Below are 24632 nucleotides of genomic sequence, written 5' to 3'. Positions count from 1 at the left end.
CAATAGCGCCTATGCGAAAGGGGAACAGATGATCAACGAAACTATGTATGCTCGCGGTGCGGAAAGCTCCATCATCCGTGAGATCTTTAGCTATGGTCTTGAGCGCAAGGCACAGATCGGTGCGGAAAACGTATTCGATTTTTCGCTGGGCAACCCGAGTGTTCCGGCGCCCGCTGCCGTGGCGGAGTCCATTAAGAAGGCCTTGGAGCTGCCGAGTGACCAGCTGCACGGCTACACTCCCGCACCGGGCCTGCCGCAATGTCGAGCAGCTGTCGCCGAATCGCTCAACCGTCGCTTTGGCACGAGCTATGAGGGCAAGGACGTCTTTATGACGGTGGGTGCCGCGGCTTCGCTCACCTGCGCGCTCAACGCCGTTACGAACCCGGGCGATGAGGTTGTTGTTATCGCCCCGTACTTCCCGGAGTATCGCGTGTGGATTGAGAAGGCCGGCTGCACGTGTGTCGAGGCGCTCGCCGATGAAGACACGTTTCAGCTGAGCGTGGACAACGTGCTCAAGGCGATCAGCGAAAAGACGGCGGCCGTCATCATCGACTCGCCCAACAACCCGACCGGTGCCGTATATACGCGCGACACGCTGACGCGACTGGCCAATGTTCTGCGCGAGGCCAACGCTCGGCGTGATCCCGAGAATCCGATTATGCTCATCTCGGATGAGCCGTACCGCGAGATCGTGTACGGTGCCGAGGTGCCTTGGGTGCCCTCGATCTACGAGAACACCGTGGTGTGCTACTCGTATTCTAAGTCGCTGTCGCTGCCGGGTGAGCGCGTTGGCTGGATCTTGGTTCCCAACACCAATCCGCAGGCTGCGCGTCTGATGCCGGCTGTTGCGGGTGCTGCCCGTACGCTGGGTTTTGTATGTGCACCGGCGCTCTTCCAGCGCGTGATTATCGATTGCATCGATGAGCCGAGCGATATCGAGGCCTATGCTCGCAACCGCACGGCGCTTACCGACGCCTTGGCGGACTACGGCTATACCTATGTTGAGCCGGACGGTGCTTTCTACCTGTGGGTGAAGGCACTCGAGCCCGATGCGAATGCGTTTTGCGAGCGCGCAAAGAAGTATGAGTTGCTTGCGGTTCCCTCGGACAGCTTTGGTATGCCGGGCTGGTTCCGCCTGGGCTATTGCGTGAGTTGCGAAACGATCATCAATTCGCTACCCGCTTGGAAACAGTTGGCGGACGAGTATCGTTAAAAGTAAAGCGCTCTGCCTACAATGTTTTACGTGAAACGGGGTTTGGTGTTAAGCCGGACCCCGTTGTCATGGACGTTGTGTCGTTGGGATGGAGTGGTTTTACGACTATCGAAGGCTATGCGTACAATGAATATAAGCGACGGCCGTGCCAGATAAGGAGACCCGATGCCCTACCTGCTTTCTTGTGACATTCATACCCATACGATGTTCTCTGCGCATGCATATTCGACCATTGAGGAGAATGTGTACTGGGCGGCAGAGCGTGGTCTGCAGGTGCTCGGATCTGCCGACCATCTGAGCTCTATGGTTACGGCTTGCCCTAATGACCTGCGCAGTTATCAGTTCTTTATCAACCAGGATATCTGGCCGCGCATTTGGAGCGGCGTGCTGGTGTTGCGTGGTGCCGAGGCCGATATCGTTTCACTGGACGGAAGCCTGTTTGGCGAGGACACTCCTGTCACGCTCGATATCGCCGGCGATTCGTACAGCCGCCCGCATTCGCTGTTCGATTTGGTTACGCGCAATTTGGATTATTTGGTGGCAAGCGTGCATAATCCGCAGCTCGCTGAAGGCGCGACGCTGGCCCAGACGACCGAGATGTATATCAATGCCCTGGAGCACCCCAAGGTGTTCATGCTGGGCCACGCGGGGCGCTCGGGCGTGCCGTTCGATATCGACGAGGTGCTGCTGGCGGCTAAGGCCAAGCACAAGATCATCGAGATCAACAACCATAGTCTTGAACACGGTGTCGACACTGAGCATTGGGCCGTATGCCGCAAGATCGCCGAGCGCTGCGCCGAGCTGGGCGTGGGTATTGGTGTGTCGACCGATGCCCACATTGGTATGGCCATTGGCAAGCTCGATCACGCCCGCAAGTTGCTCGACGAGATTCACTTCCCGCTGGATTTGATCGTGACGCGCGACCGCGAGACGCTGTTGCGCGAGATGGCGGCAGCTGGCGTGTGCGACCTGCGCAAGGGGATGTAGCGGAGTTTATAAACCAAGTGAAGGGGGCGGCCCGGGCGGGCCGCCCCCTTCTTGTGCCAGAGAATTAGCGGCGTTCGAGGACCGCTACGGTTTCGGTATGGTCGGTGTGGGGGAACATGTCGACGGGCGTGATCTTGAGCAGGCGATAGCCTCCGTCGAGGAGCTGGTGCAGGTCGCGCTCTTGGGTCACGGGGTTGCAGCTGATATAGGTGATGCGGCGCGGCTTAAGTGCGCAGGCAGCTTCGAGGAACTCGGGGGTGGAGCCGGCGCGCGGCGGGTCGATGGAAAGGACGTCGACGCGCTCGTTGTTGTCGGCGGCATCTAGGATGTAATCGGTGGCATCGTCGGCCATAAACCAGGCGCTGCGGGTAAGACCGTTGAGCTCGGCATTGCGGCGCGCGTCGGCAATGCCCGCCGGGTTGCGCTCCACGCCGAGCAGCATGATGCCGATGCCCTTGCTCTGGGCATCTTTAGCTGCGCAAAGACCGATGGTGCCGCTGCCGCAGTAGGCATCCATAAGCACATCGCCCTGGCGCAGGTCCATGCCGTCGATAGCGAGCTGATAGAGCAGTTCGGTCTGCTGCGGGTTGGTCTGATAAAACGCGGTGGGGGAGATATCGAAGTTGCAGCCGAGCAGCTGATCGCGCATGCACTCGGCGCCATAGACGATATGAGTTTCCTCACCCAAGATGGCGTTACCGGGACGGCCATTGATATTTTGGGCGACGGTGACGATATGCGGATCGAGCGCCGCGACGGCCTCAAAGAACTCCTGCGCATGCGGTAAGTCACGCTGGGCGGTCACGAGCGTGACCATGACCTGGTCGGTACGCCAACCGCAGCGGACGACGGCATAGCGAAGCAGCCCCAGATGCTTGTCCTCATTAAAGGCGGGAATATGCAGCCGCTCAGCTTCGCGCGCGATGCCGTTGAGAATCTGACGGGCACCCGGCGCCTCGACAGGACACTCGGGCACGGCAACGATTCTGTGCGTGCCACGTTCAAAAAAGCCGCAGCGGACAGCGCCCCCTTTGCCGGGGGCAAAGGGAGTGGCGGCCTTATGGCGAAAACCGCGCGGCGCAGGATATGTGCCTGGGTCACCCAGGGTGACTCCCATACCGCGAATGGGGTCGACGCTAATACCCTCGCGCTCGCAAAGGGCAGCAAAAAGCTCCTCCATAACAGCCTGCTTAGCTGCCAACTGCTTTTTATAAGGACGATTGAGCGCCGTGCACCCACCGCAAGCTTTCATGATGGAACAAGGAGACTTGGGGTCCACAGCCTTACGCGCAGGCGAAACCGGATCTTTATGCGAGCGCTTGGAGCGAGTCTGAGATGCCTTGTCCTCGCTCCGACGAGAGCCGGGACGCTTGGCCTTAGCCTTGCCTTTGGCTGACTTGCCCTTCGCATCCTGAGACGACTTGGATTTCTTAGAAGATTTTTTCTCCTCCGACCCCTCAGCCGCTTCGATCAAAGCACGACGAGCCTTACGCTCCGCACGAGATTCTGCCATCAATAACTCCACTAATTCATGAATTAAAGCTGCAAGTATTGTACCGTGCCAAGCCAGCAGACGATATACAAGCGGTTTATTCGTGTCAGTGATAAGCCCAACGACGGTTGCCCGCCGCGTGAGGGGTGTGGGGGTTAAGTTTATCGCGAGTTCCGCACGAACAGGAGGCCACTTAATGTGGCCTCCGTCGTGAGCAGGACTGTAGAGCAGGAAACTTAACCCCCACACCCCTCACGCGGCGGGCAAACTCGCCTTGTGCTCTATCACGCTAAAGTGTATGATTCTGAACGTTACATGACTCACTTTACCTAACTAAAGTGTCATCAAGGGGGAATACCATGAACACCGATATGTCTCGTCGTCAGTTTGTTGGTCTAGCCGGCTCGCTCGCCACGGTGCTTGGCCTTGGTCTTGTCGGTTGCGGCGGTGGCGCCGGCAAGGGCTCCGCCGCTGGCTCTGCCGCGGCCAAGGATGTGAAGGGCGCTGCGGAGTCCAAGAAGCTCGTGGTGGGCTTTGATAAGTCCTATCCTCCGTATGGTTTTGTGGGCGACGATGGCGAGTACACCGGCTTTGATCTCGATTTGGCCAAGGCTGTTGCCGATAAGCAGGGCTGGGAGGTCAAATACGAGGCCATCGACTGGGATGCCAAGGATACGCTGCTCAACTCGGGCGCCATCAACTGTATCTGGAACGGCTTTACCATGGAGGGCCGCGAGGACGACTACACGTTCTCCGAGCCGTACATGCTCAACGAGCAGGTGCTGGTGGTAAAGAAGGATGCAGGCATCAAGAGCTGGGACGATCTTGCCGGCAAGACCGTGATTACCCAGACTGATTCCGCTGCACAGGATGTGCTCGAGGGCGACCAGAAGGATTTGGCCGCGACGTTTGCCACGCTCGATACCATCGGTGAGTACAACACGGCGTTTATGCAGCTCGAGAGTGGTGCAGTCGATGCCGTCGCCTGTGACCTCTCGATTGCCCAGTATCAGCTTGCCGCCAAGCCCGATGCCTATACACAGCTTGATGAGCCGCTGTCCAGCGAGCACTACGCCGTCGGCTTTAAGAAGGGCGACACCAAGTCGGCCGATGCCGTGACCGAGTCGCTCAAGGCACTCTATGAGGACGGCACGGTCAAGGACCTGTGTGATAAATATGCAGATTACGGTCTATCCTTCGACAACTGGGTTTTGAAATAATGTCTATCCAAGTCATGATGCAGATGCTTGGCCAGGGATTCTTGGTCAGTTTGCAGCTGTTTGTGCTGACGCTGCTCGGGTCGATTCCCCTGGGAATTCCCGTGGCGTTTATGCGCATGAGCAAGGTCGCGCCGCTGCGCTGGATTGCGCGCATCTACATTTCGGTCATGCGCGGTACGCCGCTCATGCTGCAGATGTTTGCCATCTACTTTGCCCCGTATTACGTGTTCGGCATCTCGCTCACGCCCGATTCCAAATGGACGGCGTGCGTTGTGGCGTTCATCATCAACTACGCCGGCTACTTTGCCGAGATCTATCGCTCGGGCTTGCAGTCGATTCCGCGCGGTCAATATGAGGCCGCCGAGGTGCTGGGCTATTCGCGCACGCAGACGTTTCTGTATATCGTGATGCCGCAGGTCGCCAAGCGTATTCTGCCGGCGATGGGCAACGAGATCATCACGCTGGTCAAGGACACGTCGCTGGCGTTTGCCATTGGCGTGGGTGAGATGTTCTCGACCGCCAAGGCGCTGGTTGCCTCGCAGGTGAGCATGGTGCCGTTTGCGATTGCGGCGCTGATCTACTGGGTCTTTAACTTTGTGGTCGAGATGCTGCTGGGCGCCGCCGAGAAAAAATTGGATTACTACCATGATTAATTCGGTAATGAATATAGCGAACGCGCGCAAGGCGTTTGGCGGCAATAAGGTGCTCAAGGATATCTCACTCGAGGTAAAGCGTGGCGAGGTTGTGGCGATTATCGGGCCTTCGGGTGGCGGTAAGTCCACGCTGCTGCGCTGCGCCACGCTGCTCGAGACGCTCGACGGTGGCTCGCTTTCGTTTGGCGACCTTGCCGTCGCGACGGATGCGGGTTCGGGCGCGGTGTACGCAAAGGGCGATGTGCCTAAACAGGCGCGCTCGCGGTTTGGTCTGGTGTTTCAGAACTACAATCTGTTCCCGCACTATACGGTGATGAAAAACATCACCGACGCTCCGGTTCGCGTACTCAAGCGTCCGCGCGAGCAGGCCGAAGCGCGTGCGCGTGAGTTGATCGCGCAGATGGGGCTTACGGGCAACGAGAACAAGGTGCCATGTGAGCTTTCGGGTGGTCAGCAACAGCGTGTGAGTATCGCCCGCGCCTTGGCGCTCGACCCGGAGATCTTGTTCTTTGACGAGCCGACTTCGGCGCTCGATCCCGAGCTAACGGCCGAGGTGCTGCGTGTCATTAAAGACCTTGCCGCGCAGAATATGACGATGGTGATCGTGACCCACGCAATGCAATTTGCGCGCGATGTTGCCGACCGCGTGGTCTTTATGGACGGCGGTCGCATTGTCGAGGAGGGTCCTGCCGAGCAGGTTATCGATCACCCGCGTGAGCAACGTACCCGTGAGTTCTTGAGCCGTATCGAGGGCTAGGCTCAGCTATATATTGAGAAAAAGCCGCCGCAGGTCTTATGGTCTGCGGCGGCTTTTATTTGTATCGATGGGGTTTAATAATCGCCTCGCATGCGCTCTTCTTCCTCTCGCCGCCTGTATTCATACGTGCGCCGAAAGGTATGCATGGACGGTCGCCCGTGAGGGTAGGGTGGTGGCATAGGACATTTGGAGGGTGAGTCGGCTCGGCTGCCGACCATGCTGCTCCCGGGATGGCACCGACCGCGAACTCTCCCCGTTGGCGTCGCGCATTGCGCGCGGCCCTGCAAGGAGGTCATCATGGGTGCTCCCAAGACCGGTAACGTAAGGAACGTGGTGCTCGTAGGCCAAGGCGGGGTGGGCAAGACCTCACTCGCCGAGGCCATGCTCCACCTTTCTGGCAAGACCGCCCGCCTGGGCGGCCACGACGGCACCAAGCCCACGCTCGACTATGACCCCGAGGAGGTCAAGCGTGCATTTTCCATCTCGACGACCATTGCGCCGATCGACTGGAAGGGCGCGCGCATCAATGTGCTCGATGCCCCGTGCTATCCCGATTTTATCGGCGACGCCTTTGCCGCGATGAGCGTCTGCGAGACGGCTCTGTTTGTGGTCGATGCCGAGGCCGGCCCACAGCCTACGACGGTTAAGCTCTGGTATGCCGCCGAGGACCTGCGTCTGGCGCGTGCGGTGTTCGTAAACCGCCTGTCGCGCTCTGAGGCCAGCTTTGCGACCACGATGAATCTGCTGCAGGAGCGCTTTGGTATGCGCCTGGGCGCCGTGACCCTTCCCTGGGGCGAGGGCGAGGACTTCGACGGCATCATCGATCTGGTGCGCATGAAGGCACGCCATTGCAACGGCACTGAAGCCGTTGAGTCGGAGATTCCCGAGGAGTATCGTGCCCAGGCCGAGGAAGCCCATGACCATCTGTGCGAGCTGGTGGCCGAGGCTGACGACGAACTGATGATGAAGTACTTGGAAGGCGAGGAGACACTGACGCAGGAGGAGCTTGAAGGCCTGCTGTCGAAGGCGATCGCCGAGCGCATCTTTGTGCCGGTCTTTGCGGGCGATTGCATTAAAGAGCAGGGCGTCAACTCGCTGATGGACGATATCGCCACGTACTTCCCGGCGCCGACGGACTACGGCGAGATGCCGCTCATCGACGGCGATTCGCTTAAGATCTCGAGTGACGATGACCGCCCGGTGGCATTTGTGTTTAAGACCTTGGCCGATCCGCAACAGGGTCGCATCAGCTTTATCAAGGTGCTGACGGGTACGCTTGAGCCGGGCCTTGAGCTGGTCAATGCGCGCACGCGCAAGGGTGAGCGTCTGGCCCACCTGTATGTGATGTGCGGCCGTGACATGACCGAGGTCGGCCACGCTTATGCCGGCGATATCATCGTGGCGCCCAAGCTGGCGGCCGAGACGGGCGATACACTCTCGATTACCGGCAAGGTCGAGGCTGCGGCGTTTAAGTTCCCCAACTCGCAGTACCGCATCGCCATCGAGGCCGAGAACCGCGGTGACGAGGAGAAGCTATACACGTTTATCGAGAAGGCGTGCAAGGCCGATCCGACCATGAGCATCGATCGTGACGAGGAGACCGGCCAGACTATCATCTCCGCCGTGGGTGAGGCGCAGGTTTCGGTCCTGCTCAATCGCCTTGAGGATCGCACCAAGGTCGTGGCCAAGAGCGTGCCGATCCGTATTCCGTATCGCGAGACCATTCGCCGCACGGCAAGTGCCCAGGGTCGCCACAAGAAGCAGACTGGCGGTGCCGGTCAGTATGGCGACTGCTGGCTGCGCGTTGAGCCACTCATTGGGCCCGACGGCACGAGCGATGGCTATGAGTTTGTAGACGAGGTCGTGGGCGGTCGCATTCCGCGTTCGCTCATTCCCGCCGTGGACAAGGGCGTTCAGGAGACCATGAAGGACGGCATTATTGCCGGCTACCCGCTTACTGGCATCCGCGTGGCTGTGTACGACGGCTCGTATCACAGCGTCGACTCCAACGAGATGGCGTTCCGCGCGGCGGCTCGCATCGGCCTGCGCAAGGCATGCGCCGATGCCGACCCGGTGGTGCTGGAGCCCATCGAGGAAATCACGGTGACCATCCCCGAGAGCTACGCCGGCGCCGTGATGGGCGATATCTCGGCCTCGCGCGGTCGCGTGACGGGCATGGAGACCGATGAACGCGGCGACACCGTTGTTATTGCCCAGGCGCCGCTGGCCGAGCTGACGGATTATTCGACGCGTCTGCGCTCCATCACGCGCGGCACGGGCGACTTTACCATGAAGCCCGCCGGCTACGAGCAGGTGCCTTATGACGTTCAGGCCAAGCTGGTCGAGCGCTATGAGGAGGGTCGCGCCAAGTAGCGTGTGGCGTTGCCTGCAATGTAGGTGCTGACGAAAAGGCCGCCCTGGGTAACCGGGGCGGCCTTATTTGATCCCTTGGGGACGGAGGAAAACGGATCATTTTTTTGGTTACGGGAGGCGCGGTCGGCCCTAGTCTCCCGAGGCCTGATTGCGGCCGGTGGCGTAGTCGATCTGCACATGCGGCTGCAGGTTGTAGCAATATACGTGGAAGCAGAGGGTCTTGCCGTGGTCCTCGACCGATTGCGCCTCAAGGCGCACGCCACGGCAGACAAGCTCCTCCTCGTTATACATGGGCGTGACGCGATAGAGCACGTGGTTGCCCGTGTCGCGGATGTAGCCGAGGATCTGCTCTTCAAACGGCAGCATGCCCGTCTCGTTGAGATAGCGCGTGCCGGTGAGGAGATTTTTGCGGTTGGCGGTTTCGCCGCAGAGCGACCAGGCGATAAGGTGGCAGCGGTTATAGAGGCTCTGGCCCGGAATAAAGTCGTAGCGCTGCTGGTGCCAGCCGGCGGGGTGGATGCGCGAGATATCGCCGCGCTCGCCTTGACCGAGCGATTCGGGGCCCACGCAGGCGAGCGCTTTACGGGTGCGGCCCAAGCTGTCGAGCTTGGAGAACTTCTTAAAGCAGCCCTCTTCTGTGGCGCGCTCGTATTCATCGAGCGTGAATGATGGTGTGCCGAGCGGGTGCGTGCTATCGGCGCGCAGGGCAACATAGGGGTTACCCGCGTAGTCGGGAATACTGCTGAGGTATACGCCGCGGGCGCGGTCGAGATCGGGGTTTTCGACCTCGTCGATAGGGGTGGCGGCACTGTCCGCGGAGGCGTCGTCATCGGTGTCGCTCGCGGCGGAATCTGAGTCATCGCCAGAGTCTTGGCTATTTTGAGAGACCGAGGAGCTCGCTGTTCCCGATTCGAGTCGAGCGACCAGGTCTGCCTCGTCGTCGGTGCGGCTGGGACTCTCGCTTTGTTTTTCGGCCAGAGCCGCTGCCTGCTCATCGCTTTGCGGCGACAACAGCTTGGGCGCTCCGTCGAGCGACCCTGTGAACAGCGCAAACCCCAGCACCACGGCGGTGCCGATGGAAAGCACTTGCTTGTAAGCGGACTTGCGCGACATTGAGGCTCCTGGATGGACGGTTGGGAATCTACCAGTCTAGCAGGAGCCGGCAGAGGCCGTCCCGCCGAACAAATACTCAAGATTTGGAATAGACGCTGCTGATTCATTTGCCTCATATGGAGCTGCGGCGGTTGTGTATATGGGGCTGTCTGGCGTTTCCCCAGATAAAACCTGCCAAAATAAATCTGTCCCTTTTTGGCAGGTTACTGGTTCATGTTGCCGTGAATGTAGGGGGTGACCTCGGGGGAGATATGGTCGCAGCCCAGCTCGCGCAGCGCGGACTCGATGGCGGCGGGCAGCGGGGTTTTGCCCTCGGCATCGACGGCGTTGCCACCGAGGGCAGCAATCTTGGCGACATCTGCGGGTGCGGCCTCGATATGCATGCAGCCGCCGATTAAGCGCGCGCGTACCTGTGCCAGATCAAGATCGTGCAGGTAATCCTCGCAGGCGCGGATTAAATCGACCTTCTCGCGCGTAAGCTCCTCGCCCGTGGGGACGCGGGTGGCAAGACATGCTCCCGCCGGCAGGTTCCAAACGGGATAGCCCCATGCGCGCAGCAGCTCGCGCTCTTCGTCCTTGGTAAAGCCGACCTCCATAAGGGGTGAGCGTACGCCGAGCTCTTCTGCCGCACGCATGCCGGGGCGGTAGTCACCGCGATCGCTTGCATTGCTGCCATCGATGACGGTGGGAAAGCCGAGCGACTTGGCGTGGTTGACGATGGCGGTAAAGCCGGCGTGCTTGCAGTGGTAGCAGCGATTAGCATCGTTGCAGCCTACTTGGGGGAGCTGCAGCTGATCCACCGAAAGATTGAGCACGGGGAGCTTAAAATGCGGCCCCTCATTGGCCTGCCCATCAACGGACTGCTCAAACGAAGCCTGCTCGGGCGTGCCGATGAGCGGCGTGGTGAGATGGACGAGGAGGGTATTGGTAGGCATGACGCGGGCGCATACGGCGGCCAAAAAGCTGCTGTCAACGCCGCCGGAAAACCCGATAGCCACGCGCCCGTATGCCAAAAGCAGCTGCTCGAGCGTCGTGAGTTTGTCCTGAAGCTCCTCTGCAGGTGCAGTAGTGTCTGAAAGCATGAAACGATCCTTACCATTGAGTACTCGGTCGAAAACTATAATCCTACCGGGCTGCCTGTCATAAGACTTCCGCTTATGTAACGAAAGTGCAATATGCTATATACGTTATATACAAGTTTGTAAAGTGCGCTAGAGTGGCAGTAATGCAATCCGGTGAGGGGATCGATATGATCAAGGCTGTTATTTTTGACATGGACGGAACGCTGGTCGATACCGAGCGTTTGGGCATCAAGGCATGGAAGGCGGGCGCTGCCGAGCTGGGGGTCGCGATTGATGAAGCGCTGATCCATCAGTTTATCGGTCGCACGCTGCCCGATGTCATGGACATCCTTGATAAGCATTACGGCAGCCACGAAACCACCGAGGCGGTCTATGTCCGCCACAAGGAGATTCGCGACGAGATGGTCAAGACCGAACTGGAGCTTAAGGCCGGTGCCGCCGAGTGCCTAGACGAGCTGCTGGCTGCGGGCTATCACGTGGGCCTTGCGACGTCGTCGCGCCTCGCTACGGCCGAGCGCAACCTTAAGATGGTCGGTCTTTTTGACAAGTTTGAGACGGTGACCTGTGGCGAGGACGTCGTGCACGGCAAGCCCAACCCTGAGATGTACCTGCTTGCCTGCGAGCGCGCGGGCTTCGCTCCCGAGGAGTGTGCCGTGGTCGAGGATTCGCGCAACGGCTGCGTCTCGGGCATCACGGCCGGCTGCCATGTCTTTGCCGTTCCCGATATCGTGCCGCTGCCGCAGGACGTGGTGGATGGCTGCGAGGCCGTGCTCGATACGTTGTTCGATCTGACGGCGGCGGTCAAGGCCGTGCGCTAGACAATTGCGGAGCTGAAACGAGCAATTGGCCGTCTTTGCGCTCAAGCAAAAGAGGTCCGGCAATGGTCGGGCCTCTTTTGCTTGAGCGGCGTTTTGGCATACTGGCCGACGTGCTATAGATACGCGCCGAGGTTGATGGCGGTGGCTTCGGCTTGGCTGCTCGCCTGGGTACTGGCGCGCTCCAAGAGGAACGGCCGCACGAGTTCCTGACGGTTGATGTCCTCGGCGGCTGTGACCGCGGTGACGGTGCGTGCGGCGGAGCCGATACGGACGCGTTTGGTTTTTGCCGGCGCCTTGTTCTCGATTTGCTCCATGAGCAGCTGGACACCCTTGCGGCCAATTTCGTAACCCGGCGGTGCCACCGTGGTGAGGGGGACCGACCCGCTCCATGCAAGCGGGTTGCCGTCGCAGCCGGCCACACGAACCTGTTCGGGGACGGAGATGCCTTTGTCGGTCAACGCCGAGATAACGCCCGAGGCCAATACATCGGTAAGGCCGATGACAAAATCGGGACGCTCGCCGGTAGAGCGCTCGGCAATCTGAGCGCCGATGCTGTAACCATCGGCAGCGGTATTCCATTCTCCGGCGTCAATGACCTCAATTTTGATATCGGGATGCAGGACGAGGGCCTTATGAATGCCAAGTACGCGCAGGGTGAGCTGCATAAATGCCGCTCTGCCCACAACGGTGATATGGCGCGCGCCGCGGGTGATGGCGAGCTCGGCGATAATGCGCCCTTGCGCCTCGTTGTCGACGGCCACGTAGTAACCGGGTTCGGGGCAGTGGATGTCCAGATGGACGATCGGCACGGGCATCTTGGTCATTGCGGGGTGCCAATCGGGGGACGCCATAGGCTGAACCATGACGCCGGACATCTGCGTGCCCATAAAATAGCGCAGGTAGTGGTCCTCGAGGATGTCGTCGTTATCGGCGTTGGCGATGAGCAGGTCATAGCCGTGCTTGCGGGCCTCGTTATGGGCGCCGCTGGCAATTTGGAGCGAGAAGCCATGGTCGAGACGGGGGAGGACCAGGCCAAAGGACTTGGTGGCGCCGCCCGCGAGCTGACGAGCACTTTGGTTGGGCAGGTAGCCAAGGCGATTGATGGTCTCGTTGATGAGCTTGAGGGTCTCGGGGCGCAGCTTTTCGGGGTGGTTGAGCGCGTTGGATACCGTGCCCAGCGAGACTCCTGCCTCGCGCGCGACGTCGCTGATTTTTACCTTTGCCATAGCGGCCCCTTTGATGCGTTTCAAGTACGAGTCAGATTGTAGCATCGCCCGTTCCCAGGGTGTCAAAACCTACCAATTAGGGGCAGGTTTATTTTGGCAGGTTTTATCTGGGCAAACACCGGAGTCCAGACCACACAAAGGTGCCTGTCCCCCTTTGTGGTGGTTTTGGCGCGGCTGGGCTGCGCGTTAAACGGTGGAGTGTCTACAATGGAAGCCGCTTTGAACGTAGATTGAAAGGCTTTGGTATGACTCGCGCTGTTTCTCGTCGTGATTTCCTGGGTTTGATCGCCGGTGCTGCAATGGTTGCGGCGAGCGGTTGCGCTGGCAGTGGCGCTGACAAGGGCTCTGCCGCCGGTTCTGCCGCGGTTGCGGGCGACGATATCAAGGGCGCCAAGCTCACCTTTGTGGGCGACGATGCCTTTGCGCCCTATCGCTATCTGGAGACGCAGTCGGACGGCAAGCAGAAGGTTGTCGGCCTGGACATCGCTATCGCTGACGAGATGGCCTCGCGCTTGGGCTTTTCTTACGACTTTGAGCCGCAGGACTTTGCCGCCACGCTTGCATCGGTGCAGAGCGATGACAAGGCCTTTACCATGGCGATGAGCTCCAATGAAGAGCGCGAGCAGACCTATGACTTCACGCGCGGCTACTATCAGCCGCTTGTGGGCGTTCTCACGCTCGGCGGCGATCCCGTCAAGCGCGTTGAGGACCTCGCCGGCAAGTCTATCGCCTGCACCACCGGTACCGTGCAGAACAAGTTCATCGCCAAGGTCATGCCCGATGCTGATATTCACACGTACGACGGTGGTGACCAGTGCCTGCAAGAGGTGCTCGCCGGGCGCATCGATGCCTACCTGTGTGACGGCGCCGAGGGCCAGTCCATGCGCGATGCGAATGAGGGCCTGGTACTGGGCCTGCTCGATCGCTCCGAGACGAGCGATCACGTGGGCGTGTACCGCCTGATGGCCAAGAAGGGTGCCGGATTTGTCGCGGCGCTTGACGAATGCGTCGGCGAGATGCTCGAGGACGGCACCATCGATGACTGCATCAAGCAGTATGTGGGCGCCGACTTCATGTGGAACGGCGACTATTCCGCTTCCGGTACGTCGACGGTTGCCGGAAAATAGCGAGCCGGGGAGGCGCGCGCCAAGGGCATGCTGATGAAGTTTGAACTGCTAGAACCATATATACCGATGTTTATGAGCGGCCTGGTCGTGACCTGTCAGGTGACGACCGCCGCGCTGGCCATAGCACTCGTCCTGGGCTTTCTCATTGCCGTGCTCAAGGTTTTGCCCTGTCGCCCGTTGCGTGCGGTGCTCAACTTCTACACCTCTATCTTTCGCGGCGTGCCGCTCATCGTGTTGCTTTTTTTGGCGTACTTTGCGACGCCGCAGCTCACGGGCTTCAAAATTTCGATGTTTGCCGCCGGTGCCATTACGCTGGGGCTCAACGGCTCAGCGACGGTGTCCGAGACGGTGCGCGGTGGTATCGAGGGCGTTGACCGGGGGCAGTACGATGCCGCTCGGGCCATCGGGCTTCGCTATGTTCCCATGATGCGCAAGATCATCGTTCCGCAGGCGATGCGCTCGATTGCCCCTGCTCTGGTCAACGAAGTGATCACGGTCCTCAAGAGCTCCTCGCTGGTGGCAACCATCGGCCTGATGGATATGATGCGCGCCGCCCAGAGCGTGCAGGCGCTCACCTATCGAGCCTTTGAACCGTTTTTAGTGGTGGCCGTGGTCTACTACGTCATTGTTATGGCGCTCACGGCCCTGGGCAATCGGCTCGAACGCCGCCTGCGTCCCTAGGGGAGTGCCAACCACCGCAAAGGTGCCTGTCACCGTTGTGGTGGTAGGGTGTGTGCATCGAGTGGTATCCAGTTTAAGATACCACTTCTGGTATATCAGCTTGCGTTTGTGTGAGTACAATACTCGGACGTTATACGTCTCAGCGCCCGTCGTGCGTGGGCGTTTTGCAGTCACGCGAGCGAAGGGATTTATCCTATGTGCGGAATTGTCGGCTACACCGGCTCTGATATTGCAAAGAACATTCTGGTCACGGGCCTTAAGCGTATGGAATATCGCGGTTATGACTCCTCGGGCGTCGCGCTCGAGGTGGGCGAGGGCGCCGCGGCGCACCTCGATGTTATTCGCCGCGTGGGCAAGGTTGCGGGCCTGGAGAGCGAGCTTTCCAACATCGACAGCGATGCTACCTGCGGTATCGGCCATACCCGCTGGGCCACTCACGGCAAGCCTTCGGTCGTTAACGCCCATCCCCACACCAGCTGCGACGGTCGCATCGCCATCGTCCACAACGGCATCATTGAGAACTTCGCCGAGCTGCGCGAAGAGCTGGAGGGTCGCGGCCACCACTTTAAGAGCGAGACCGATACCGAGGTCTTCGCGCATCTGATCGAAGAGGCTTATGCCGACACGCACGACCTGATGGCCTCCGTGCGCGAGGCTTGCACCCACGTGGTGGGCGCCTACGGCTTGGCCGCCGTGTGCGCCGACGAGCCCGGCGTGATCGCCGTTGCCCGCAAGGATTCCCCGATCGTAGTCGGCGTGGGCGAGACCGGCTCCTACGTTGCCTCCGACGTGATCGCGCTTATCGATGCCACCCGCGACGTCGTGGTGCTCGAAGACGGTCAGTTTGCCAAGCTCACGCCTGCGGGCGTCGAGTATACCGACGATGCCGGCAACGTGATTGAGCCCAAGATTACTCATATCGACTGGGACCTGGACATGGCAGAAAAGGGCGGCTATCCCGACTTTATGCTCAAGGAGATTCACGAGCAGCCGCGCGTGGTGCGCGACACGCTGGTGGGCCGCATGACCCCTGCCGGTGAGCTCGATATCGACGAGTTGGGCCTTTCGCTCGAGGAACTCAACGATATCGACCGCGTATATGTGATTGCCTGCGGCACCAGCTACCACGCCGGACTCATCGCCAAGAACCTTATTGAGGGCTGGGCTCGTATTCCTACCGAGGTTGAGGCGGCTAGCGAGTTCCGCTACCGCAACCCCATCATCACGCCGACGACGCTCGTCGTGGCCGTGTCCCAATCGGGCGAGACGGCCGACACCCTTGCCGCCATTCGCGATGCGCGCATCAAGGGCGCCAAGGTCTTTGGCATCACCAACGTGGTGGGCAGCCCGGTGGCGCGCGAAAGCGACGGCGTCATCTACACCAAGGCCAACAAGGAGATTGCAGTCGCCTCGACTAAGAGCTTCATCGGTCAGGTCGTGAGCCTCACGCTTTTGGCCTTGCTGCTGGCGCAGGTCAAGTACCGCTTGACCACCAAGCAGACGCGCATGCTGTTCCGCGAGCTTTCCGATACGGCCGAGCAGATCCAGTGGATCCTGGATACGCAGACCGAGGCCGTGCACGAGGCCGCGCTTGTGTGCAAGGACGCGCAGTCCGCGCTGTTTGTGGGTCGCGGCATGGGCGCCGCCATTTCTTATGAGGGCGCGCTTAAGCTCAAGGAGGTCAGCTACCTGCATGCCGAGGCATATGCCGCCGGCGAGATGAAGCACGGCCCCATCGCGCTGATCGATCCGGGTTTCCCTGTCATCGCGGTGGCAACCAAGAGCGCAACGTACGATAAGACGGTGTCGAACCTCATGGAGTGCAAGGCTCGCGGCGCCAAGGTCATCGTCGTTGCTACCGAGGGCGACGAGGAAATCAACAAGATTGCCGACTGCATCATTCGCGTGCCGTCCGTCCGTGACGTGTTCAGCCCCATCACGGCGAGCGTTCCGCTGCAGCTGCTCGCCCGCGAGGTGGCCATCCTGCGCGGTTGCGACGTTGACCAGCCTCGTAACCTGGCGAAAAGCGTTACTGTCGAATAATCGAGTTCCGTTATCCTTACGATTAAGGCCCGGCTCCGTGTCATCAGACGGAGCTGGGCCTTTTTGTGTGGAGAAACCACCACAAAGGTGCCTGCCCCCTTTGTGGTGGTTTTGGCAGGTTAGCGGAGCTTGCTGGTCTCGAAATACTTGGGATATTGGTCCAGGACCTCGGTCTGGTTGCGGAACATCATATGCAGGTGCTTGCTGACCAAAAAGCTCGCCTCGATGGGGTCGCGGCCGGCGATGGCGCGGTGGATTTGCTTGTGCTCGTTAACAATCTCCTGATTGTCGAGCCTCTGCGTGGCGGCGCGCAGCCAGCGGAAGCGCTCCAGGTCGGCATTGGTCGCCTCGAGCCACGACCACACGGTGCTGCGGCACGCGATGCTAAAGATCATGCGGTGCATGAGGTTGTCGCTTAAAAAGAATCCGATGCGATCCTCTTCGGCCATGGCCTTTTCCTGCAGCGCGATGGCTCGGTCGAGCTGCTCGATGCCTGCCGAGGTGGCACGGGCGCAGCACTCCACAATCACCTGTTTTTCCAGGTGTTCGCGAATGTAGCAGGCGCTCTCGGCAAAGGTGAGGTTGATGGGCGAGACATAGGTGCCGCTTTGGGGCACGGTGCGCACCAGGCCCTCTTGCGCCAGGCGCACCAGTGCCTCGCGCACAGGGGTGCGCCCCATATCCAGGTCGTCGCAAAGCTGCTTGACGCCTAGCTTTTCGCCCGGCTTGTAGTCCAGGTAGACGATTTTGCGTCGAATGGTGTGGTAGGACTGGTCCTGTAGGCTCGTTTCCTGCTCGCCGACGTGCATCGATTCTTCCATAGTGCCTCACAACCGTTCTATCACACTCATATATCAGCTGTTAATTATGCCGCGAATCAGCTCTCCGCGGTGGGTAATTCGGCTGTTGCCCAAGAACTATTGCGGCTTCTTAGTCTTTGTTTGCGCAGAGCTGTGCCCAATGTTGCCGTATCATAAGCCGTCGCAAACGTGAAATAGAAAGAAGGAATCCCATATGCAACTGGCGAATATCGTACGCGAGCGCTGGAAGGGTGTCTTGTTCTGCCTGATCATCGCCATCCCCGCGACGTTGCTCGGCAAACAGGCTGAGGTGGTCGGCGGGCCGGTGTTTGCCATCCTCTTTGGCATGGTCCTGGCGCTCGTCTTTCCCAAGAATCGTCGCGAGCAGCTCGCCGCCGGTGTCACCTATACGTCTAAAAAAGTCTTGCAGTACGCGGTTATCCTGCTTGGCTTTGGCATGAACCTCTCCCAGATTCTGTCCAAGGGCGCCCAGTCGCTGCCGATTATCGTGGCGACCATCTCGACCTCGCTTGTCATCGCCTTTGTGCTCTGCCGCGTCATGAACGTGCCGGGCAAGATCGCGACGCTTGTGGGTGTGGGCTCGTCAATTTGCGGCGGTTCTGCCATCGCTGCGACCGCGCCCGTCATCGATGCCGACGATCGCGAGATTGCCCAGGCTATTTCGGTCATCTTCCTGTTTAACGTTATCGCGGCGCTCGTGTTTCCGACGCTCGGCGGCATGCTCGGGTTGACTAACGAGGGCTTTGGCCTGTTTGCCGGCACCGCCATCAACGACACCTCGTCCGTAACGGCTGCGGCGAGCGCTTGGGACAGCATGCATCCCGGCGCCAATGTGCTCGAAAGCGCCACGGTGGTCAAGCTCACCAGGACGCTGGCCATCATTCCCATCACGTTGGTTCTCGCATGCTGGCAGATGCATCTGGCACGCAAGGCCGGCGGCGACGCCAAAAGCACGTTCTCGCTTAAACGCGCGTTTCCCATGTTTGTGCTGTTCTTTGTGCTGGCGAGCGTGATCACCACGGTGCTTCAGCTTCCCGCGTCCATTACGGCGCCCATCAAGGAACTGTCGAAGTTCTTTATTGTGATGGCCATGGCGGCTATTGGTTTTAATACCGATATCGTCGAGCTGGTCAAAAAGGGCGGCAAGCCCATCGCATTGGGCTTTTGCTGCTGGATTGGCATTGCGTGCATGAGCTTGGGAATGCAGCACGTGCTGGGAATCTGGTAGAGAAGAAGCTTATTTGCGTGCTAGTTGCTGGTGGGCGCATGCCTGCGGTGGAGCGATAGGAGCTCTTGCGGGTATGGCTTGTCCGCAGGTTAATAGGTCCCGAAGAGCTCTTATCGCCCCGCCAGGATGGCGATGCGGGGCAATTCATATATTCGCAAGAAGGCGCCGTAGGCCCTATAGTGTTTGGTGAACATTATCGTTCAATTTTGAAACACTTGAGATGCCAAGCCACAGATAAGGGTCGTGGCTGGAGACGGGGCGAACCATGGACAGCGATGTCAAGCTGCAGATTCTGATCGAGGCATTGTCCGCAGCCGGAGCATCGGCGCTGGCAATCGACGAGCGCGGTGGCGTTGTAATCTCGACTATGAGCGACGCTTCGCTCGAGCAGGATGTCGCCGCTTTTGTTTCCGAGCGTCTCGCTCGCGTGGGCGATGGAGCGCGCCTGGTAATGGGCCGCGAGGGCATGCGGTTGAGCTTGACGGTGCGCCCGACGGCCCAGGAGCACGGGGCGCTTTGGGTGGTCGTGGCGCATGAGGTGCGCGCCGCCGCGCCGCATGCGGGCATCGAGTGGCTCAATGCCGACGAGGTCGAGGCTCGTTACGAGTCGAGCACGTACGGCATCGTCGAAGACGCGGCGGCGGTCGCTGCCCCCGTACGGGAGAGCTACGCGCGCGGGGTACCCCTTATGCTCGAGGGCGAGCTGGGTGCGGGGCAGGATCAGATTGCAAAACGTTTGTACCTGGATGGACCCTATGCCGATCAGCCCTTTGTTTCCGTTGCGCTCGATGAGCTTACGGATCGCGGTTGGCGCCATCTGCTCAAAAGTTCCGAATCGCCGCTATTCCAAACGGGGCTGACACTTTGCATGGGCGGCTGGCATGCTGTTGGGCCTCAGCGCCTGCGCGAGCTCGTGTCCGCAATGATCGACACGGCGCTCGCAACTCGTTGCCATGTGGTGTTGACGGCAAACGATATGCCGGGCGGCGGCGAAAGCGATCAGGCTGCTTTTGTAACCGAGCGTCTGGCCTGTGCGGTGAGTGTGGCGCCGGCGATTGCCGAGCAGGGCGGCGCGTCGGAAAAGGTTGCACGCTATCTGGAGTATCTGGCAGATATGTTTGAGACGGCAACACCTGCCTTGTCGTCCGCGGCGGCAAAGACACTCGATGCCTATCGATGGCCCCGTAACTATCTACAGCTGCGCGAGGTTTCGGAACGACTTTATATATTAGTGGGGACGGGCACGGCCGAGCGGGCGGTGGCAGAAGAGGTGCTTGCCCAGGAGGACGTTATCAAGACCGCGACCTTTGGTGCCCCGACACTCGAAAGCGATTTGTATATCTTGCGGCCTCTGGTCGATACCGAGCGCGATATCGCGCGGTTGGTCGTAGGTCACCTTCACGGCAACAGGACCCGTGCTGCCGAAGTGCTAGGCATAAGCCGTACGACCCTGTGGCGCCTGCTGAAGGACGACGACCGTTAAGCGAGGTTCCCGTGACCGCGTGCGGTACGTGTGCTACAGTCCAAAGCAGCATTGTTTCGATTCTGTTACGGCGTGCGGGGGCGTATGGCGGAGACTTCAAAAACAAATCGGGCTCGAAAGCCCGCGGCGCCGGCCAACCGTCGCACGACTTCGCGGACGTGGGGCAAAAGCGCCTCGGGCTTCGACGGTTCGTTCAAACGCACTAAATATGGTTATCCTTCGGCAAGCGCTCGCTTGGCCATGCAGGCCGAATCGTCGCTGTGGGGCCGTAAGCGTGTGGTGGGGTCAAAGCTCAAGCACGATGGAACGCTTGGCTACATTAGCCGTGGCGCTGCTCGCCGTAGCGGCCTCAATCCCGCAGGCTGGCATCGCTATGTTCCGATCGCGGTCGTTGTTGCGGTGATTGTCATCGCGCTCGCGGCGCTTGGTTACGCCGGCGGCGGGGCCAATCTGGACGCAATGTTTAAGTCGCCCGAGCTCGCGCATGCAGGCACAGAAGTTGTCGAGGGCGTTCAGACCCAGACGGGCGTCGCGACCCAGCGCGGTATCGTTGCGGCGGCCTCCACCATCGCCGATGCGCAAAAGGACGAGGACGAACAAGACGACGGCGCCGAAACGACTCACACGAACGAAGCGACGACAACTCCATCGGCAAGATAAGTTTCGAGTGGGACAGCAGATTTGGGATGGGGCCTTTTAGCTGCCCAAGTGCCAGATGTCACCAGCGACGCACCCGATGTCAGTCACCAACAGCGAGCGGCCCGCGCAGCGTCAGCGGGTCCGCCGTTCGTTAGAACGGCGGAACTAATTACCTTGCATACACCACATTGTCGCGGCGCGGCTTTGCCTCGGGAAGCGCGCCCTCGGCATAGCCCAGAATGCAGTGGCCGACGCCGCGCAGGCTTCCGTCGGCAGGCAGACCCCAGCTGGCCAGCAGCTCCAGGCCCTCGGGCGAGTCGAAGACCTCGTGCGCGCGGTGGATCCAGCACGAATCAACACCCAGCGCATACGCCGCGTTGAGCAGGTTGCCCATGGCAAGCGAGCCGTCTTCCAGATGTGTGGGCACGCTGCGGTCGACGAGCACTACCACAACGGTCTTGGCCCCGTAGAAGGGATCGCCATCGCTGCCCATAACCTGGGCGTTGAGCTGCGAGAGGCGCTCGACGGTCGCGGGGTCGGTGACGGCGACAAACGTCACCGGCTGGCGTCCCATGCCGCTGGGCGCGTACTGGCCTGCCTCGATAATGCGTGCGAGCTTTTCGGCTTCGACGGGGCGATCGCTATAGTTACGGCAGCTGCGGCGGTGGATGAGCGCTTCGATGGTCTCCATGAGTCCTCCTGACGTTGATTGAGATGCCACGTTCATACCCGTCGGCTCAAGACCGTAATCGCGCGAAGCGCTTCGAATGGCTCTGGCTACCAATGAGAAAAGTGGGTCTGCATAAAACTGCAGCAAGAATGTGATAAACCAATGGGATGGTTAAACGTTTTATCCCGTCTACCCTGCGGTTTTTTACCACTTGCCTAAATGATGCCCGCATAACCCCTGATAAAGGTTTTACTAAAGAAGCACCAACGTTTATCAACGCGCCGTGGTGGCGCCGGGCCAGGAGGTAACTATCATGTTCCAGGCTGGAGATGTCGTCGAGACCGATTTCGAAGGATTTCTGAAGCTGCTGCGTTCCAAGACGCGCGCTTTCGTGTCGATCAATGATCACGAGTACTACATCACGCACACCGATGGCTATTGGCGTGTTCAGGATTGCGAGGCCCTCAACGATAAGGGCCACTTTACTGACTGCTCCGAGCTGGTCAACACGGTCTGCGAGGTCGTCGAGCTGCCTTGGATCTGCGGCAAGAGCCTGCACGATAGCTTCTCGGGCGCTACGGTCTACGAGGCCGTCGCCGCCTAGCAGCAAATAATCGATTTCCTCTCATGACCGCCGGCGCTGCCCCCGCGCCGGCGGTCTTTTTTGTCGATATGTTGTATAGCCTGCGCGCTGCGAACGAAGCCCTTGACGATAGTCAAAACTCGGACTAATCTGAAACTTCAATTAGTCAAAATTCGGACTATCGAATGGTGGGAGAGATGGATTGCGCGGTTACGTCGGTCGATTTTGACCGGATGCTCAACGGGCTCGACCGTATTTATTCAGAGTTCGCGCGTGCCTGCGGCCTTTCGGATTGCGCCTATTGGATGCTCGTCGATATCAGCACGGCGGATGAAGATGTTGCCGTGAGCCGACTCACGAGCGAATGGTTCTATAGCAAGCAGACCATTAACTCGGCAATTAAAACCCTGACGGCGCGAGGGCTTGCGACGCTGGAATTCGCCGAAGGCAGCCGCAAGAATAAGGTCGTTTGTTTGACCGATGAGGGCCGGCGGTTCGCCGAGCACTATGCGTTGCCGGCGGTTAAAGCCGAGCAGCGTGCCTTTGGCGCGCTCGAGCCCTGGGAACAGCGTGAGATTATGCGCCTGGTCGGCAAGTTTTCCCACGTGCTCAACGAGGAGTGCGAGGCGTTTAAACAGCAGATAGCCGCCGAGAGCCAAGTGGAAAAACAAGAAGAGGGGGAGACGTGCGACTCTTAATGAGGTTTATGAGGCCGTATCGCGGGCTGATTGCGGTGACACTGTTTGTGCTGCTGATAGATAACGTCGGCACGCTGCTGGTGCCTACGATGTTGGCGAATATGGTCAATACCGGCATCACGACGGGTGATGTCGACTACATCCTGCGCAACGGCCTGTACATGCTTATCGCGACCGGCATGGCCAGCGGTGGCGCGGTGCTGGGCTGCTATCTTTCGGCCCGCCTGGCAGCCAACGTGGCCTGTGACATCCGCAACGCCGTCTACGACAAGTCGCTCGAGCTGTCTGCCAGCGACTTTGAGCGCTTTGGCACCGGCTCGATGATCACACGATCGCTCAACGACATCAACGTGATCCAGCAGGCGATTCTGCAGACGATTCAGCTGGTGCTGCCGGTGCCGTTTTTGGCCGTGGCGGGCATCATCTTCGCCTGGCATATCGATCCCGCCATGGGTACGCTGCTGGGCGCAGTCGTGGCGATTGTGCTGGTGGCGGCGGTCTTTACGGTCGCCAACGCAGCGCCGATTTTTATGCGCCTGCAGAGTTTTATCGACCGTATGAACGTGGTGTTGCGCGAGAACATCGTGGGCGTGCGCGTCATCCGCGCGTTTAACAAGGAGCGTCATGAGGAGCAGCGCCTGGACGAGGTGTTTAGCGATTACGCGGCCAATGCCATCAAAGTCAACCACCTGTTTGTGGGCCTCGATAGCTCCAGCTTCTTTCTGATGAACATCGCCGAGGTGGCGGTGCTGTGGGTGGGAGGCAACCGCGTAGGCGTCCACGCCATGCAAATCGGCAGCATCTCGGCCGTGCTGGAATACGCGATTCTGATCCTGTTCTTTGTGATGATGGCGCAGATGGTGATTCTGACGCTTCCGCGCGCCGCGGCGTGCCTCAACCGTGCACAACAGGTGCTCCAGATTGAGCCGAGCATCGTCGATGGCGAGCGAACGCTCAACGCGGGCGCGTCCGACTCAAAGGACGGAGCAGACGCGGTCGCCGTGTTCGACCATATGTCGTTCCGTTTTGACGACGCCGACGAGGACACCCTGTGCGACCTGAGCTTTGCCTGCCGCCGCGGACAGACCACGGCAATTGTAGGCTCGACGGGATCGGGCAAGTCGACGGTGGCCAAGCTCTTGTTGCGTTTCCACGATGCCACGAAGGGTGCCATTCGCCTCAATGGTGTTGACCTGCGCGACCTTTCGCAAGACGAGATTCGCGGGCATATCGCCTACGTGCCGCAGAAGGCTTGGCTGTTCTCGGGCACGGTGGCGAGCAACCTGCGCTATGGCAACGAGGATGCGACCGAGGCCGACATGCTTCACGCGCTGCAGGTTGCCCAGAGCACCTTTGTGCTCGATCAGCCGCAGGGGCTCGATACCCCGGTGGCGCAGGGCGGTACGAACTTCTCGGGCGGCCAGCGTCAGCGTCTGGCCATCGCCCGTGCGCTCATGAAGCACGCTGATCTGTATATCTTCGACGATAGCTTTTCGGCCCTGGACTTCAAGACCGACGCGGCCCTGCGCCATGCGCTGCAGGACGAGACGCGCGATGCCGCGGTTCTCATCATCGCGCAGCGTATCTCGACCATTCTGCATGCCGACCAGATCGTGGTGCTCAAGGATGGCGAGGTCGTGGGCTTGGGCACGCACGACGAGTTGATGGAGACCTGCGAGGTGTACCGCGCCATCGCGGAATCGCAGATGAAGGGAGGTGAGTAGC

Annotated in this window: 22 protein-coding genes; 16 read left to right on the top strand and 6 right to left on the bottom strand. The window is 59.9% G+C overall.

Annotated features, from left to right (window positions below):
- The first annotated feature begins 28 nt into the window (after positions 1-28).
- Together OGM60_10095 and OGM60_10090 are read left to right on the top strand one after the other, a co-directional pair.
- Positions 29-1213, top strand: a complete 1185-nt coding sequence (locus tag OGM60_10095) for a pyridoxal phosphate-dependent aminotransferase (protein UYI99217.1) — start codon at positions 29-31, stop codon at positions 1211-1213.
- Between the two features lie 165 nt (positions 1214-1378).
- Positions 1379-2200 (top strand): phosphatase, encoded by an 822-nt coding sequence (locus OGM60_10090; protein ID UYI99216.1) that lies wholly within the window; start codon positions 1379-1381, stop codon positions 2198-2200.
- Positions 2201-2264: 64 nt separating this feature from the next.
- Here OGM60_10090 and rlmD read toward each other — a convergent pair whose 3' ends face one another.
- The gene (gene rlmD / locus OGM60_10085; GenBank protein UYI99215.1) at positions 2265-3713 is read right to left on the bottom strand and encodes a 23S rRNA (uracil(1939)-C(5))-methyltransferase RlmD; all 1449 of its coding nucleotides are present in this window, start codon (positions 3711-3713) and stop codon (positions 2265-2267) included.
- A 338-nt stretch (positions 3714-4051) separates the two neighbouring features.
- Here rlmD and OGM60_10080 point away from each other — a divergent pair, with 338 nt between their 5' ends.
- From OGM60_10080 to OGM60_10065, 4 genes are all read left to right on the top strand, one after another.
- Complete coding sequence (locus OGM60_10080) at positions 4052-4912, top strand: transporter substrate-binding domain-containing protein (GenBank protein ID UYI99214.1); 861 nt, start codon at positions 4052-4054, stop codon at positions 4910-4912.
- Positions 4912-5565 carry an amino acid ABC transporter permease gene (locus OGM60_10075; GenBank protein ID UYI99213.1) on the top strand — a complete coding sequence of 218 codons (654 nt, stop codon included), beginning with the start codon at positions 4912-4914 and terminating at the stop codon, positions 5563-5565. Before OGM60_10080 ends, OGM60_10075 begins: the two co-directional genes overlap by 1 nt.
- A gap of 7 nt (positions 5566-5572) precedes the next feature.
- Positions 5573-6322, top strand: a complete 750-nt coding sequence (locus OGM60_10070; protein UYJ00184.1) for an amino acid ABC transporter ATP-binding protein — start codon at positions 5573-5575, stop codon at positions 6320-6322.
- A gap of 297 nt (positions 6323-6619) precedes the next feature.
- Positions 6620-8695, top strand: coding sequence for an elongation factor G (locus OGM60_10065; GenBank protein ID UYI99212.1), 2076 nt, complete (start codon positions 6620-6622; stop codon positions 8693-8695).
- Positions 8696-8824: 129 nt separating this feature from the next.
- Here OGM60_10065 and OGM60_10060 read toward each other — a convergent pair whose 3' ends face one another.
- Positions 8825-9808, bottom strand: coding sequence for a DNA/RNA non-specific endonuclease (locus OGM60_10060; protein ID UYI99211.1), 984 nt, complete (start codon positions 9806-9808; stop codon positions 8825-8827).
- A gap of 203 nt (positions 9809-10011) precedes the next feature.
- On the bottom strand, positions 10012-10890 hold the full coding sequence (locus OGM60_10055; GenBank protein ID UYI99210.1) for an ATP-dependent sacrificial sulfur transferase LarE: 879 nt from the start codon (positions 10888-10890) through the stop codon (positions 10012-10014).
- A 167-nt stretch (positions 10891-11057) separates the two neighbouring features.
- Here OGM60_10055 and OGM60_10050 point away from each other — a divergent pair, with 167 nt between their 5' ends.
- A complete protein-coding gene (locus OGM60_10050; protein UYI99209.1) occupies positions 11058-11708 on the top strand; it encodes an HAD family phosphatase in 651 nt (216 codons plus the stop codon).
- A gap of 113 nt (positions 11709-11821) precedes the next feature.
- Here the strand turns inward: OGM60_10050 and OGM60_10045 are convergent, their stop codons facing one another.
- Positions 11822-12934, bottom strand: a complete 1113-nt coding sequence (locus OGM60_10045) for a LacI family transcriptional regulator (protein UYI99208.1) — start codon at positions 12932-12934, stop codon at positions 11822-11824.
- A 245-nt stretch (positions 12935-13179) separates the two neighbouring features.
- Between OGM60_10045 and OGM60_10040 the strand changes: the two genes are divergently transcribed.
- From OGM60_10040 to glmS, 3 genes are all read left to right on the top strand, one after another.
- On the top strand, positions 13180-14061 hold the full coding sequence (locus OGM60_10040) for a transporter substrate-binding domain-containing protein (protein ID UYI99207.1): 882 nt from the start codon (positions 13180-13182) through the stop codon (positions 14059-14061).
- A gap of 33 nt (positions 14062-14094) precedes the next feature.
- On the top strand, positions 14095-14742 hold the full coding sequence (locus OGM60_10035) for an amino acid ABC transporter permease (GenBank protein ID UYI99206.1): 648 nt from the start codon (positions 14095-14097) through the stop codon (positions 14740-14742).
- Positions 14743-14937: 195 nt separating this feature from the next.
- The gene (gene glmS, locus OGM60_10030) at positions 14938-16785 is read left to right on the top strand and encodes a glutamine--fructose-6-phosphate transaminase (isomerizing) (GenBank protein ID UYI99205.1); all 1848 of its coding nucleotides are present in this window, start codon (positions 14938-14940) and stop codon (positions 16783-16785) included.
- Positions 16786-16904: 119 nt separating this feature from the next.
- Here glmS and OGM60_10025 read toward each other — a convergent pair whose 3' ends face one another.
- Complete coding sequence (locus tag OGM60_10025) at positions 16905-17606, bottom strand: GntR family transcriptional regulator (protein UYI99204.1); 702 nt, start codon at positions 17604-17606, stop codon at positions 16905-16907.
- 193 nt (positions 17607-17799) lie between these two features.
- On the opposite strand from OGM60_10025, the gene OGM60_10020 reads away from it, so the two are divergent.
- The 3 genes from OGM60_10020 (at position 17800) to OGM60_10010 (ending at position 20977) form a co-directional block, all read left to right on the top strand.
- Complete coding sequence (locus tag OGM60_10020; protein UYI99203.1) at positions 17800-18834, top strand: YeiH family protein; 1035 nt, start codon at positions 17800-17802, stop codon at positions 18832-18834.
- Between the two features lie 265 nt (positions 18835-19099).
- On the top strand, positions 19100-20317 hold the full coding sequence (locus OGM60_10015; protein ID UYI99202.1) for a hypothetical protein: 1218 nt from the start codon (positions 19100-19102) through the stop codon (positions 20315-20317).
- An 84-nt stretch (positions 20318-20401) separates the two neighbouring features.
- Positions 20402-20977: a hypothetical protein gene (locus OGM60_10010; protein ID UYI99201.1), complete on the top strand. Its 576-nt coding sequence runs from the start codon at positions 20402-20404 to the stop codon at positions 20975-20977.
- A 148-nt stretch (positions 20978-21125) separates the two neighbouring features.
- Here OGM60_10010 and OGM60_10005 read toward each other — a convergent pair whose 3' ends face one another.
- A complete protein-coding gene (locus OGM60_10005; GenBank protein ID UYI99200.1) occupies positions 21126-21647 on the bottom strand; it encodes a nitroreductase family protein in 522 nt (173 codons plus the stop codon).
- Between the two features lie 292 nt (positions 21648-21939).
- Here OGM60_10005 and OGM60_10000 point away from each other — a divergent pair, with 292 nt between their 5' ends.
- The 3 genes from OGM60_10000 to OGM60_09990 all read left to right on the top strand — a co-directional run bounded on the left by OGM60_10000 (position 21940) and on the right by OGM60_09990 (position 24631).
- Positions 21940-22230, top strand: a complete 291-nt coding sequence (locus tag OGM60_10000) for a CDP-alcohol phosphatidyltransferase (GenBank protein ID UYI99199.1) — start codon at positions 21940-21942, stop codon at positions 22228-22230.
- Positions 22231-22406: 176 nt separating this feature from the next.
- Positions 22407-22907 carry a MarR family winged helix-turn-helix transcriptional regulator gene (locus OGM60_09995; GenBank protein UYI99198.1) on the top strand — a complete coding sequence of 167 codons (501 nt, stop codon included), beginning with the start codon at positions 22407-22409 and terminating at the stop codon, positions 22905-22907.
- Positions 22907-24631, top strand: coding sequence for an ABC transporter ATP-binding protein/permease (locus tag OGM60_09990; protein UYI99197.1), 1725 nt, complete (start codon positions 22907-22909; stop codon positions 24629-24631). The genes OGM60_09995 and OGM60_09990 overlap by 1 nt, the downstream gene beginning before the upstream one ends.
- Position 24632: the final 1 nt, after the last annotated feature.

Source organism: Coriobacteriaceae bacterium (assembly GCA_025757745.1).
In the GTDB taxonomy this organism is placed as follows: Bacteria; Actinomycetota; Coriobacteriia; order Coriobacteriales; family Coriobacteriaceae; genus Collinsella.
The sequence above is the reverse complement of the archived record's forward strand: the minus strand, read 5'-3'. Positions and strand labels throughout refer to the sequence as shown.

What these genes read in the sequence shown, in the direction of transcription:
- OGM60_10045 (UYI99208.1), bottom strand. Translation starts at nt 12,934, where the DNA reads ATGGCAAAGGTAAAAATCAGCGACGTCGCGCGCGAGGCAGGAGTCTCG.
- OGM60_10050 (UYI99209.1), top strand. Translation starts at nt 11,058, where the DNA reads ATGATCAAGGCTGTTATTTTTGACATGGACGGAACGCTGGTCGATACC.
- OGM60_10080 (UYI99214.1), top strand. Translation starts at nt 4,052, where the DNA reads ATGAACACCGATATGTCTCGTCGTCAGTTTGTTGGTCTAGCCGGCTCG.
- OGM60_10075 (UYI99213.1), top strand. Translation starts at nt 4,912, where the DNA reads ATGTCTATCCAAGTCATGATGCAGATGCTTGGCCAGGGATTCTTGGTC.
- OGM60_09995 (UYI99198.1), top strand. Translation starts at nt 22,407, where the DNA reads ATGGATTGCGCGGTTACGTCGGTCGATTTTGACCGGATGCTCAACGGG.
- OGM60_10000 (UYI99199.1), top strand. Translation starts at nt 21,940, where the DNA reads ATGTTCCAGGCTGGAGATGTCGTCGAGACCGATTTCGAAGGATTTCTG.
- OGM60_10010 (UYI99201.1), top strand. Translation starts at nt 20,402, where the DNA reads ATGGCGGAGACTTCAAAAACAAATCGGGCTCGAAAGCCCGCGGCGCCG.
- OGM60_10055 (UYI99210.1), bottom strand. Translation starts at nt 10,890, where the DNA reads ATGCTTTCAGACACTACTGCACCTGCAGAGGAGCTTCAGGACAAACTC.
- OGM60_10025 (UYI99204.1), bottom strand. Translation starts at nt 17,606, where the DNA reads ATGGAAGAATCGATGCACGTCGGCGAGCAGGAAACGAGCCTACAGGAC.
- OGM60_10065 (UYI99212.1), top strand. Translation starts at nt 6,620, where the DNA reads ATGGGTGCTCCCAAGACCGGTAACGTAAGGAACGTGGTGCTCGTAGGC.
- glmS (UYI99205.1), top strand. Translation starts at nt 14,938, where the DNA reads ATGTGCGGAATTGTCGGCTACACCGGCTCTGATATTGCAAAGAACATT.
- OGM60_10020 (UYI99203.1), top strand. Translation starts at nt 17,800, where the DNA reads ATGCAACTGGCGAATATCGTACGCGAGCGCTGGAAGGGTGTCTTGTTC.
- OGM60_10090 (UYI99216.1), top strand. Translation starts at nt 1,379, where the DNA reads ATGCCCTACCTGCTTTCTTGTGACATTCATACCCATACGATGTTCTCT.
- OGM60_10095 (UYI99217.1), top strand. Translation starts at nt 29, where the DNA reads ATGATCAACGAAACTATGTATGCTCGCGGTGCGGAAAGCTCCATCATC.
- OGM60_10005 (UYI99200.1), bottom strand. Translation starts at nt 21,647, where the DNA reads ATGGAGACCATCGAAGCGCTCATCCACCGCCGCAGCTGCCGTAACTAT.
- rlmD (UYI99215.1), bottom strand. Translation starts at nt 3,713, where the DNA reads ATGGCAGAATCTCGTGCGGAGCGTAAGGCTCGTCGTGCTTTGATCGAA.
- OGM60_10070 (UYJ00184.1), top strand. Translation starts at nt 5,573, where the DNA reads ATGAATATAGCGAACGCGCGCAAGGCGTTTGGCGGCAATAAGGTGCTC.
- OGM60_10040 (UYI99207.1), top strand. Translation starts at nt 13,180, where the DNA reads ATGACTCGCGCTGTTTCTCGTCGTGATTTCCTGGGTTTGATCGCCGGT.
- OGM60_10060 (UYI99211.1), bottom strand. Translation starts at nt 9,808, where the DNA reads ATGTCGCGCAAGTCCGCTTACAAGCAAGTGCTTTCCATCGGCACCGCC.
- OGM60_09990 (UYI99197.1), top strand. Translation starts at nt 22,907, where the DNA reads ATGAGGTTTATGAGGCCGTATCGCGGGCTGATTGCGGTGACACTGTTT.
- OGM60_10035 (UYI99206.1), top strand. Translation starts at nt 14,095, where the DNA reads ATGAAGTTTGAACTGCTAGAACCATATATACCGATGTTTATGAGCGGC.
- OGM60_10015 (UYI99202.1), top strand. Translation starts at nt 19,100, where the DNA reads ATGGACAGCGATGTCAAGCTGCAGATTCTGATCGAGGCATTGTCCGCA.